The sequence below is a fragment of the Flectobacillus longus genome (genome assembly GCF_030056705.1).
In the GTDB taxonomy this organism is placed as follows: domain Bacteria; phylum Bacteroidota; class Bacteroidia; order Cytophagales; family Spirosomataceae; genus Flectobacillus; species Flectobacillus longus.
This window is the reverse complement of sequence record NZ_JASHIC010000045.1, coordinates 1-14,180: the sequence shown is the minus strand read 5'-3', so window position 1 is coordinate 14,180 and position 14,180 is coordinate 1. Positions and strand designations below refer to the sequence as shown.

Here is a 14,180-nt window from a genome sequence, read left to right as displayed (position 1 = left end):
TGTAAGCTTCCCCACATTTGTAAAATGTAAAATAATTCGGATAATGCAATATTCTAAACGAATCATTTTAACTTTATCAAAACAAACAAATTATCCCTTTTATTATCATCAAATGAATTCATCTATTTTAATCAAAAAGTTTGCATACCTAGGCATTCTATATATTTGTATCTATTGTCATTTCATTAGTCATGCTCAAGATCCAGTAGGAGCAAAAAGATTCACCAGTCAAATGTTACATGATTTGCCTGTAGGTAGCGTTGCTTTTAGTCCTGATGGGAAGTTAGCACTAAGTAGTTGCTATATAAATATTTTTAAACTTTGGGATGTACAAGCAGGCAAAGAGCTAAAGGTTTTCTGGGAGCAGGATTCAAGTTTTCGTACAATTTGCTTTAGCCCGAACGGCAAGCAGATAATAACAGCAGGGTGGAATTTAAACCTTCATACCTTCGATGTAACAATATGGGATGTAAAAACAGGTACAAAATTAAAAATCTTAAAGGGGCATCATGCTGAGGTGAATTCCATTGCTTTTAGTCCAGATGGTAAGCAGATCCTAAGTGGAAGTGATGATAAAACCCTTAAAATTTGGGACGCACAAACAGGTATAGTATTAAGAACCTTGAAGGGGCATAGTGGCTTGGTCAAATGTGTAAGTTTTAGCCCTCTTGGCAAACATGTAATAAGTGGGAGTGGTGATAATACACTAAAAATCTGGGATATAAAAACAGGTAAAGAGTTAAAAACTATTTCAGGACATAGTAAAGGGGTGAATTCCATTGCTTTTAGTCCAGATGGTAAGCAGATACTAAGTGGGAGTGATGATAATACCCTTAAACTTTGGGATGTACAAACGGGTAAAGAGATAAGAGCCTTTATAGGGCATATTAATGCTGTCAATTCTATTGCTTTTAGTCCAGATGGTAAACAGATAATAAGTTGTAGTGATAATATACTTAAACTCTGGGATGTACAAACGGGTAAAGAGATAAGAGCCTTTACAGGGCATATTAATACTGTCAATTCCATTGCTTTTAGCCCTGATGGTAAGCAGGTAATTAGTGGTAGTAATGATAAAACCCTTAAACTCTGGGATGTGCAAACAGGTCAAGAGGCAAGAGTTTTGACAGGACATCGTTCTACTAGCTACTCTATGAACTTTAGCCCCGACGGAAAATATGTAATGAGTGCAGGGAATGACTATTTATCTAAACTCTGGGATGCCCAAACAGGTAAAGAGTTATGGTCATTACCTCTAAACGGCTATTTTTCTACCCCCATCGCTTTTAGTCCTGATGGAAAGCAGATTTTGGGTGGAAGTATTGGTGATAATGCCCTTAAAATCTGGGACGTACAAACAGGCAAAGAGCTAAGAACATTAAGGAAAAGAAGTCGTTTTTTTGCAAAAGATGTTCTCTGCCTTGCTTTTAGTCCTGATGGTAGCAAAATATTAAGTAGTGGTAATTTTGGGTACACGCTTACACTATTGGATGCAGAGACAGGCAAAGAACTAAGCACCTTCAGGGGACATAATAATACTGTTAATAGCGTGGCTTTTAGCCTTGATGGAAAGCACTTGGTAAGTGGAGATAGTGATCATATCATTAAACTTTGGGATATTCAAACAGGTAAAGAGGTAAGAACCTTCAGCGGACATATTTATGCTGTTTCCTCCGTTGCTTTAAGTCCTGACGGGAAATACATGATGAGTGGTAGTTATTCATCTCATAAACTCTGGGATATTCAAACAGGCAAAGAAGTATGGACTTTCACAAAGCCAAATTGTTATGTCTATACCTTGAATTTTAGCCCTGATAGTAAGCAAGTTTTAATGGGCGGAATAGATAATACCCTTATACTATTGGATACAAAAACAGGTAAGGAATTAAAAAGATGGCATTTAAATATGAATATACTATTTGTTTCCTTTTCCCCAGATGGTCATTTTGCTAAAGTTGGTACCAATACCTATTGGATAGACCTGCCTCTTTCGGAAGGTAATATAACCCCTAAAGTAAATGTTACAAATAATTAGAGACAAGTTTTGTTTTTATCTCTATACACTAAAAGGTACTTGAAAATTTTGTTTTATTGGGCTGATTAAATAACTACTTTATAGTACAGGTAATTTCAACATCACCAAATTTCTGATAGGACTCCCCAGCTTGCCGTAGTATTTTACTATGTCGTAGTGTTCCCTATCCAAAGTTATTTATAAGCTGGCTGTGGAGCAAAATTAGCTTCGACTGATCGTTGGATAAGCGAAGCGTTCCTACGACCTAAAAGTAAAAAAGAGCGTCACGCTCGACTTGGTATATCAACTGGAATTTAGTAGTATCAGGAAAAATGTAAAGGCAATAAGTAAAATACAACCAAATAGAAAAATGAATGGAGATAGTATTGCCCTAAGCAATAACTTTCATGTACGTACATCCAGCCATTAAAGACTATTTTAAAAGGTCTACTAACGAACTAAATTTAGAACCATTTAATGTAGGTCTAAATTTTTCACTTCAACAATTGAACAAACTGCCAAATTCAATAGATAATTTTTGTGGAACGACCAAACTCGTGAACCAAGTAATACTCCCTAGAAACATCGAGCGTAGATGCGAGGTAATATTCAACGATGACGGAGCTTTATCAATTTCAATTCTTCCTTTGTAAAAACATCAAGCTTGAATATTCTAATGTGGTGAAGTTAATAATTGAACTCTCCTCTCATGACACAAATATCTAACCTCAATCGTATGGTTTTCTACTAATCTTCAAGAGCCTTCTAATCGTTTTGAAAAATTATTTTTTATAAATCCAAAATTGAATTCATTACGTAAATATTAGCGACAAACAGAAGCTAGATATTTTGTTTTGCTACAAATAATTGGTTGATGCATCGTATATGTAATATAAGTCCAAAATCTTAGGTACTTGAAATTATTAAATTGGATTCCTAGGGTAATTGTTACAGTATCGAAGGTGGCTTATGTTTATTATATGTACAAAATAGGATATCCTCAAAAAAACTGCGTTATCAGGTTGCTTTATTTTACTAAGAATAATTATAAAAAGGAAAAATTGTATCTTGTTGATATAATGATGATGTTAGCTGAAAAATATTTTTATCAGTCTTTAATGTCAAAGTAGTAAATTTTAGTTTTTAACGAAAATATTCATTCCAGTACTCTCCAAGTTTAGTTTCTAAATTTCACCTAAGTCCGATTTCCTTCCCACTACTTAATCAAAATTTATTTTTAAGTATTTCTTTATTTTTTTTTGAGTCGTTTAGTAGAAAATACTTTTTTGGTATCCTTTTTGCTTAAATAAGATTAAGCAATTCGCCTTAGTATTAATCTATAATATTTTTATAAAAGTTTTATTTGTTTGGTACGTGCATGGGTAAATGTTTCGCCATAGGTAGTCCCCGCTTTACATAACAAAGATTCTTCTGGCAGATTTTTCGACCTATTCGATTGTGATTATCCAAAATTTTATCTCTGAGCTTCATCATATTTAGTGGTGTCATCCATGTCTTGCGTATCATGGTGACCTTTGGCTATATTGAACGTACTAATTTAATTACGCCAGCTAATAATGATTAAGGTCAGCCATCTTAGTAGTTAATTTGAAAATTTAATATTATCCGCCATGATAAAAACATTACTTCTGCCATTCAAGCATCTTCTCAAGAATAAGTATTTCTTGACGCTATATATATTTAGCTACGCTACTCAATTCCATCTTCTTCTCAAAGATTGAACAGCCTTTATTTCTGTATTCTAGTTGTCAGCACCTCGTATGGTGTGGACTAAAATATTGTTTCCTTTTGTCAAAGGAACAATCATATTGAACCCTTTTATTCAATTTAACCCCTAAGTAATTAGATGAATTCAACAATTACATTTTCCCACGCCATGCGGAAATTGTTTGGAGCATCGAATGTATTCACTGAATACCTTAGCTATTTGGGAAATATCCTTACCAATAGGATATGGATCTTATTAGGCTTTCAGTTTGCATTGGTATTCCTTGTTTCGCCTGTTCTAGGACAAAACTGTACAGATTTGTTCCTACTCAACAGCTACGACGGAAAGGTTTATTCTATTTCAGCTCTTGATGGGTCTAAGACACTAGTCACGACCATGACGGCAGGAAAGAGTAACTTGGCCGTTGGTCCTGATGCTTCGAGTCTTAGTTCTACAGTATTTGTTTCCTCAGAAACACCTATTAGTTCTACGGTTTACAAGAACAATGCTAGTACAGGAATAACACTCCCGCTTGCTTTGGGAGGGTTAACAACCAATCCTCTTACTACGGGGGCAAATGCTGGCTACGTTTATGGAATGACATCAGATAGACATTTGGTAAAAGTGTATCCTTCTCCTTCGGCTGATTTGGGGGTAGTTACAGGAGATGCCACTTGGACTGGAGGTACTATTTCAAATGATGCGTTTTTTGATAATGCTGGTAAAATGTATGTGCCAGTCAAAAATGGTACTGCTAGTTATTTATATTCGATCAATTTGTCTACCAAGGTTGCTTCTCAGGTAATTCAGTTAAGTGGTAGTATTCCTGCCAACTTTCAGGGTATTGCTTTTTACAACGGGATGATTTATGCTACAGAAATTGTAACAAGTGCTGTTTTATTGACAACTTATGTTAATGCGAGAATCTATGAGATTAATCCTAATACAGGTCAAGGTACAGTAAAGACAAATGTTCAGCTCGCTTCGTTTTTGGGGTCTGCTCCAAATATTAATTTAGACTTAGCGTCTTGTCAATCCTATACTCCTATTACGGCTCCAAGCTGTAATGAACTTTTTGGGGTAGTGGCAACCACTCATTCAATCTATAGAATTGATTTGTCGACATTGGCTACTACATTGGTGGCACAAGGTAATCAGACAAACCAAGGTAATATGGCTTTTGGCCCTATTCCAGGCAATTTGAATCAAAATAGATTTGTAACGTCTGTTAACAACGCCAGTGGTACTATTTATACTGCTTCTGCGCAGTCCACAACGGCAACGTTGAACTCTACAGGTAACGTAATTGCTTCTCCAATTGGTTTGGGTACAGATCCTGCGTCTGGGATTGTGTATGGTATAGCATTGAAGGCTTTAACTAAATGGACAGGTACAGGCGATGGTACTCCAGTAGGTACTATTACAGGAGATGCAACATGGACTAATGGTACCACTCTTAATGATATTGCAGTGGATGCCAGCGGTAACCTTTATTGTATTTTGATGGAAAGTAGTGCTGCTCACTTGTATCGTATCAACCCAACAGCTTTGACTGCTACAAAAGTAGTTACAGCAACAGGTGCATTTCCAACTATGGGTAATGGTGCGGTAGGTAACGGTTTGGCGTATCTTGGGGATTCCTTTTATTATTCTCGTATCAATGGGAGTAATACTGACTTATGGAAAATTAACGCTTCAACGGGTGTATCAACTTATGTTGGTTTAGTTAGTGGTGTAAACCTAGGTGACTTAGGCTCTTGTGCTACAGTAACCAATGTGCCTGCTACTTTCTCATTTAACTGTTCGTCTCCATCAGCAGGATTAGTAGGTACGCCTTTATATTCTAATGGAACAACAGGGCAAACTTCTACTTTACGTGTTCCTATCAATAATGCAGTTAACGGACAAACTTCATTGACTGTAACGATCGCTGGTGCGGGTATTGTTGCAACGCCATCGCCTTTCACGACAACGATAGCACAAGGGGCAACGTTTGTTGATATTCCTATTACGTATGATGGTAGTGGTACTGCAGGTACAAGAACCTTGACAATTACTTCTCCTAATGCATCAGGTACATGTTCTATTTCTATTCCTGTATCTTCTGATGATGCTGATGGTGATGGCGTAACAGATGGTCAGGAGGGTATTGATGGTACAGATCCAATGGATGCTTGTTCATTTGTGTTGGCTAGCCAAACAAGAACTCCTTCTTCAAGTTGGAATACTTCTGACTGTGATGGTGATGGAATAAGCAACTCGACAGAAAAAACAAACGGAACAAATCCTTTAGATCCATGTGACCCTGCTTTGGCAGTTCCAGTACTAAGCTCTACAAGTTTATTAAATGTTTGTCCAGCAACAACGGTGAATTTGAATAGTGCGGTAACAAGTACTGCTCCGTCAGGTACTACATTAGTATGGTTTACGAATAATGCTCATACAGGTACAGCTTACACAACGCCGACTGCTGCTACTAATGGCACTTATTATGCTTTCTATTATAATGCTACTACAGGTTGTTATAGTGTTGCATCAAATTCAGTAGACGTATTTATTTCGTCTTGTTCTGGAACAGGTGCTACGGGAGGTCCTTGTAATACAAAATCTCCTTGGACCAACTCGCTTTACACAAATTTATCGGCGACTAGAGCAACTGGAGGTATTTGTTTACCAATTATTTCAGGTAATAACTCCAACCTAGTAGATACTGACTTGACAAACAACGTAAGCTTTAGCTTAACAGGCTTGGGATGTAATATCACTATTGCTGTAAAAGATAATGACGCCGCTGATACGTATCCAGCAGGTTATTATGCAGGTTTCAAAATCGGCTCAGCCAATTTGATTAGTGGTAGTATTGCATCAGGTGTAAGAATCGAAACTTATAATAATGGAGCTTTTGTAGAAGGCAAAGACGTTGTAACTAGCTTAATTGGTATCGAATCTAGTTTGCTAGACGGTTCAGGCTTAGCAACGGTAGGTTTTGTAACAACGGCCGCATTTGACGAGGTTCGTATTAAATATACAACATTGGTTGGAGCTTTATTCTCAGGACAGGTTTATTATCCAGTAATTGAAAAATTCTGTGCTCCAACAGCATTGGCTTGTAATACGCAGACTATCCTTTCTAATACAACTTATCCTGTTGTTATTAATGATGCTAATACAGGTATTTCTGGATTAGCATGTGTAGGATGTTCGATTAATAACTCTGAAAACTTAATTACTTCAAGTACTTCAGATTTTGCTACTATCACAATGGCAGCAGCACTTGGTAGTACCTCTTCTATTTCGGTAAAAGATGTACTGACGACCTATACTGCTGGATCATTTGCGGGCTTCAATATTTCAAATACGAGCTTGATTAATGCCAACTTACTTTCGGGTATTACTATTAAAACTTACAAGGCGGGAGTTTTACAAGAAACCACAACTACTAATACTTTACTTTCTGTAAACTCTACTTTATTGACAGGTTCAGGAAATCAATTAGTCGGTTTTGTAACTACAAAGGACTTTGATGAGGTACAATTCCAGATTACTAACTTATTGGGAATTATTAGTACTACCAATGTTTATAATCTTGTGGTGCAAAAGTTATGTGCAGGACCTGCTTTAGCTTGTGGTGATACCTACATTGTATCACCTACTTATCCAGCAGTACTTAATGGTAGCTTGACAGGTATCAGTGGTGCCGCATGTGTGGCTTGTGCAGTCAATAATACAGCAAACGTATTAGATGCTAGTACTTCAAACTATGCTGATATTATTTTGACAGCTGGTATACTTAGTAGTGGGTCTATTTCAGTAAAAGATGCAGTTTCAACTTATCCTGCTGGAACTTTTGCTGGTTACGATGTTGAAAACAGTTCTTTATTAGGAGCTAGCTTATTTAATAATGCTTCTATCACAACCTATTTGAATGGCGTTGCTCAAGAAAGTAATGCAGGAGGTTTGATTTCACTTACATTGTTGAGTTCTACTCGTCAGGTGATAGGATTCAAAACTACCAAACCATTTAATGAAGTTCGTATCTCAATCTCCAACCTAGTAGGTGTAAACGTAGGTACTACCCGTGTTTATGGGGTCGTTTTACGTACTGCCACAACAGCAGGTTTTACTGCTCCAATTCTCACAGGAGGAGGCTCCACAACAGCAATTTCTAATATTTGTCCAGCAACCACGGCTAACTTGAATAGTGCAGTCACGAGCACTACTCCTGTAGGCTCTACCTTGGTTTGGTTTACTAATAACACTCATACAGGTACAGCGTTTAGCACACCAGGAGCTGCGGGAGCAGGCACTTATTATGCTTTCTATTATGATGCAACTGCTGGTTGTTATAGTCCTGCATCTGGGGCGGTTACAGTAACAGTTAATCTTTGTGATAGCGATGGTGATGGTGATTTTGATAATACTGACTTAGCACCAAACGACCCATGTGTTTGGAGTGCAAACCAAGTTTTGGCGAATACAACTACAGATTGGCGTAACGCTGACTGTGATGGTGATGGTGTTAAAAACTATGATGAAGCTGTAGGTTTAGATGGAAACGCTGCAACAACAGCCGATAACACAGACCCTAAGAGTGCTTGTAGTTTGAATTTGAGTCAAGTGACACTAGTAGCAACAAGCACAGGCGATTGCGATAGAGATGGTGTAACCAACAAAGACGAAATCAATGGTTTGGATAGAAACCCTGCTACTACAGCCGACAACACTGATCCACTAGATTTTTGTAGCTATAATGTAGCTGATCAAGTATATGCAAATACAAGTACAGAATGGAGAAATGCAGATTGTGACAAGGATGGTAACCCTAACAGTACCGATTCAAATCCACAAACTCCAACTGCCAAAGCTGATATGTTGATAGCTCCATTTGGTGTATCAAGTGCTGTAAATATACTTTCAAATGATGATTTCTTAGTAGGAAGCAATACTTCTCTTACTAGAATTGGAGGTTCTGCTGTGGGTACATTTACATTAAACAATATTACAGGTGCGCTGACCTATACGCCAGCACCGACTGAGCCTGGTTCGAATGTAACGATTATTTACCAAGTGTGTAATACAACGGTAACACCTAATGTGTGTGCTTCTGCCACAGTTACGATTAGCGTACCTACAGCGGGTGACTTGGATGGTGATGGTGATCCTGACAATACTGACCCAGATGCGGTCAATGGTTGTGTTTGGGGACCGAATCAAGTATTGGCCAATACAACATTAGCTTGGAGAAACACGGACTGCGACGGAGATGGTGTAACTAACTATAAGGAAGTTACGGGTACTGATAATAACCCTTCTACAACAGCCGATAACACAAATCCATTAGATGGATGTAGCTATAATGCAGTAGATCAGGTATTGGGTAGTACAAGTCCAGAATGGAAACAATTGGATTGTGATAAAGATGGGAATCCTAATGGTACCGATTCAAATCCACAAACTCCAACAGCAGTAAATGATGCCTACTCAGCTAGATATGGTAGTGCTACAGGGTTCAACATTTTAGCAAATGATGACTTCTTACCTAGTGTTGCAGTAAGTCTTACCAAAACAGGAGGTACAGCAAATGGGTCGGTAAGTTTTAACCCATTGATAGGAGTACTTACTTATACACCATTGCTTTCAGAGCGAGGTACAACAGTAACAGTTATCTATCAAGTATGTAACACTACGGTTACACCAAATGTATGTGCAAGTGCTACTGTGACTATTACGGTACCAGTCGATACAGATGCAGATGGTGTACCAGATGCAGATGATTTGGACGATGACAACGATGGTATTTTGGATACAGTTGAAAACGCTCAACTAAGTGCAGATACCGATGGGGATGGTATTCTAAACCGTTTGGATTTAGATAGTGATAATGATGGTATCAACGATGTAGACGAAGCTAATGGTATAGATGATAATGGAGATGGTATGGCCGACGGCTTAGTATCCCCAACAGGAATTCCTTCTACTGCTGGCTTGGGTCTTACACCACCTGATACAGACAACGACAGTAAGCCTAATCCTTATGATTTAGATAGCAATAATGATGGTGTGAGTGATTTAGAAGAAGGAGGTTTGAATCCTAATTTGGATGCGAATGGTGATGGTATAGTAGATTGTACTACGAACTGTGATCCAGATGGAGACGGTATTTTGACTCCAGTAGATGGATTACCAAATGTTTGGAAAGATGCTCTTTTACCAGACCTAACACCAACTACAGAGATTAACAGTTTGGAATTCTTAGCAGCAGGTGCTTCTAAAGACTTTGTGGTAAATGTATTCGAAATCAATAATGTACCAAATGTAAGTGGAAGTACGATTGGCTTTAGAGTAGCAAAAACTTCTGCCTTCACGATTACTTACTCAAGCACATCTGGTACCTCAAATGTATTTGGTGGCACAGCTAATAGTAATAGTGATTGGACTTTTACAGAGAATACCAACTTTATTACGGTGACGGCGAAGCCTGGGGTAACAATTCCACAGAATGGTAAGAAAACAATTGGTTTTACAGCTACACGTAAGGCAGGAGTTCCAAGTAATACAAGTCAAAATATTACAGTAACTATTATCTACGGTTCAGCTGGTGAAGAAAAAGTAAATAACAATACTGTTGAAACTAAAATCACAGCTAACTAACACTAAACTAAACTAGAAATCATGAGACATATTAAACAACTAATGCTCATTACAGCTCTTATAACTATAGGATTGTATAAAGTGAATGCGCAGGATGTTAGTATAAATATCCTTAACCAGCCTGCTGCAGTTTCGAAAGGTTCAATGTTGGGGCGTGTTACCGTAGATATTTGTAATAACGATGGAGGTAGTCGCAGTGCAGCTATCGGAAAATTACAACCAGTAATTAGCTTCCCTAATTTGATTACAGGAAGTTCTGTAGTTACAGTAACTACTACAGGATGGTCAGTAATTTCTAACGATGGTCAAACGATTCGTTTACAAAATTCGACTGCTATTGCCCCAGGAGAATGTAGCCAAATAGTACTAGGATATACAGGTGTTTCTGTTGGAGGACCACTTCCTGTACTTGGTACTTTACAATTTAATGGATTACCAACTTTTGGTAACTTACCTGGAAACGATATCAGTACCACCTCTATCACTGTGTTTTTGGATACAGACGGCGACACTATTGCCGATACAATTGACTTAGACGATGACAATGATGGTATTCTAGACGTATTTGAAGATGCTCAATTTTCGGCAGATTTAGATGGTGATGGTGTGCCTAATAGCCTCGATTTAGATAGTGATAATGATGGTATCAACGATGTAATCGAAGCAGGAGGGGTAGATGCAGACAATGATGGTATTGCTGATGGAACTGTTGGACTTACAGGTATTCCTACAAGTGCTAATCAAATAACAGGAACAGTCCCTCCAGATAGTGATTTAGATACTCGTACCAATCCTTATGATTTGGATAGTGACAATGATGGTATTAATGATATTATCGAAAGTGGTAATCCAGCCCTAATAGATGCCAACGGTGATGGTATTGTAGATGGAACTGACCCTGATGGTGATGGTATTGTAGGTGCTGCTGATGGTAGTAGCTCTAGAGGAGATAGCAGTGACCCAACTCCAATTAATACAGATGGAACTGGACTTCCTGATTATTTAGATACTGATAGCGATGAGGACGGATTAAGTGATTTATTAGAAAGTGGTATTGCCAGCGCTGCAACTCTTGATTTGAATAGAGATGGAAGAGTTGATCTTATCACAGACCTTGATGGTGATGGTATTGTGACACCAGTTGATGGAAGTGCATCTTATGGAGATGCCAATAATCCTACTCTGCCAGATAGCAATACAAATGGTATTCCTGATTACCGTGAGGCTAATCCTGATATTGATGGCGATGGTGTTACTAATGCTCAAGAAATCTCAGATGGTACAGATTATGCAAATGGTTGTGATTATAATCCTTCAAATCAAGTCTTAGCAAATACCAGTACAACTTGGCGTAATTCTGACTGTGATGGTGACGGTGTAACTAACTACAAAGAAGCTACTGGTACTGATAATAACGCTACTACTACAGGGGATAATACTAATCCATTGGATGGTTGTAGCTATAACGCTGTAGATCAAGTATTGGGTAGTACAAGTCCAGAATGGAAATTACAAGATTGTGATAAAGATGGTAATCTAAACGGAACGGATCTTCATCCTCAAGTAGCAACTGCTTTGGACGATTCGTTAGTTGCCATATATGGTTCATTAGGTACTGTAAATGTTTTGTTAAACGATGATTTCCTCGTAGGTGTGACAACCACTGTTACAAGAACAGGAGGAACAGCCGCAGGAACAGCCGTTTTTGCACCAGCTACAGGTATTTTGAGTTATACTCCAACGTTTGCAGAACGAGGTACAACCGTTACTGTAACTTACCAAGTATGTAACATTGCAACAGTGCCAAATGTATGTGCTAATGCTATTGTAAATATCACGGTTCCAGTAGATACTGATGCGGATGGTGTACCAGATACCGATGATTTGGACGATGATAATGATGGTATTTTGGATACAGTTGAAAGTGCACAACTAAGTGCTGATACCGATGGTGATGGTATTCCAAACCGTTTGGATTTAGATAGTGATAACGATGGTATCAATGATGTAGATGAAGCCAACGGTATAGACTTAGATGGCGATGGTATGGCTGATGGTATAATTTCAGTGCTAGGTATCCCAACTACTGCAGGTACTGGATTATTATTAACTCTCTTAGATGTAGATGGTGATAGTAAACCTAATCCTTATGATTTAGATAGTGATAATGATGGTTTTTATGACCTAATCGAAGGAGGCTTGAACCCAAGCTTAGATATAGATAACAATGGTATCGTAGACTGCTCAACTAATTGTGATCCAGATGGAGATGGTATTTTGACTCCAGTAGATGGATTGCCAAATGTATGGAAAGATGCCTTATTGCCAGACTTAACACCAACTACTGAAATCAATAGCTTGGAATTCTCAACAGCAGGTACTTCTAGAGACTTTGTGGTAAATGTGTTCGAAATTAATAATAAGCCAAACGTGAGCGGAAGTACAATTGTGCTTAGAGTGGCAAAAATTTCAGGCTTTACCATTACGTATTCATCTACTTCAGGTAATTCAGATGTCTTTGTTGGAGGTACTGCCAATAGTAATAGCGATTGGACCTTTACTGAGAACGCTAACTTTATTACAGTGACAGCTAAACCTGGTGTAGTAATTCCACAAAATGGTAAGAAAACTATTGGTTTTACAGCTACACGTAAAACAGATGTACCTAGTAATACAAGCCAAAATATTACAGTAACTATTATCTACGGTTCAGCTGGTGAAGAAAAAGTAAATAATAATACTGTTGAAACCAAAATCACAGCTAACTAATTAAAAGCAAGCATTATGAACATTTTGCGAAAAATAGTAATTCTTCTGGTCTGCTTGACACTAGTTAGTGTAGAGATACAGGCTCAAGATGTAAGCATTAATATTATAAGCCAACCATCCACACTGACTCAAGGTTCAACCTTGGGTCGTGTGACAGTGGATATTTGTAATAATGATGGCGGTAGTCGTAGTGCTGCCGTAGGAAAACTCCGTCCCTTAATTAGTTTTCCAAGTACGCTAATAGGAACCTCTGTAGTAGCTATTAATACCAATGGTTGGACAGTTCTATCAAATGATGGTCAAACAATTCGTTTAGAAAATACTGTTGCTATTATACCTGGAGAATGTAGCCAAATTATATTAGGTTATACAGGGGTAAATATAGGTGGACCGCTAACTGTAACAGGAACCCTAGGATTTAATGGAGCCCAAACCATAAATAACTTGCCAGGTAATGACAACAGTACGACTTCGATTACTGTAATTACTGGAGATACAGATGGTGACGGTGATCCTGATGTAACTGATACTCAACCAACGAATCCATGTGTGTGGAGTTCGGCACAGGTACTAGCTAACACAAGTACTACATGGCGTAATGCAGATTGCGATGGCGATGGTGTCACTAACTACAAAGAAGCTACAGGAACTGATAACGATCCATTGACGACAGCAGACAACACAAATCCCAACGATCCATGTAGTTATAACAAAGCCGACCAAGTAATTGGCAATGTAAACTCTGATTGGTTGACATTGGATTGTGATAAAGATGGTAATCCAAATAGTACTGATTTAAACCCACAAGTAGCAACAGCGAATAACGACGTATTGAATGCTCCATTTGGTGTTACCAGTGCAGTAAGTGTTTTATCAAATGATGATTTCTTACCAGTACTAAGCACAGTGATAACTAGAACAGGAGGGGATGCGAGTGGAGTAGTAACATTTGCACCAACAACTGGAATAATGAGCTACACCCCAGCTTCGAGTGAGCCGGGCAATAGTGTAACAGTG

4 protein-coding genes are annotated in these 14,180 nt (G+C 38.2%); all 4 read left to right on the top strand.

Annotated elements, in window-relative coordinates:
- Positions 1-232: 232 nt before the first annotated feature.
- Positions 233-2,035 (top strand): WD40 repeat domain-containing protein, encoded by a 1,803-nt coding sequence (locus tag QM491_RS24460; protein ID WP_283330187.1) that lies wholly within the window; start codon positions 233-235, stop codon positions 2,033-2,035.
- Positions 2,036-3,911: 1,876 nt separating this feature from the next.
- Complete coding sequence (locus tag QM491_RS24455) at positions 3,912-10,394, top strand: beta strand repeat-containing protein (RefSeq protein ID WP_283330186.1); 6,483 nt, start codon at positions 3,912-3,914, stop codon at positions 10,392-10,394.
- Positions 10,395-10,415: 21 nt separating this feature from the next.
- On the top strand, positions 10,416-13,163 hold the full coding sequence (locus QM491_RS24450) for a hypothetical protein (protein ID WP_283330185.1): 2,748 nt from the start codon (positions 10,416-10,418) through the stop codon (positions 13,161-13,163).
- Between the two features lie 15 nt (positions 13,164-13,178).
- Positions 13,179-14,180, top strand: a 1,002-nt coding sequence (locus QM491_RS24445; protein WP_283330183.1) for a hypothetical protein, incomplete at its 3' end; no start/stop codon positions are given.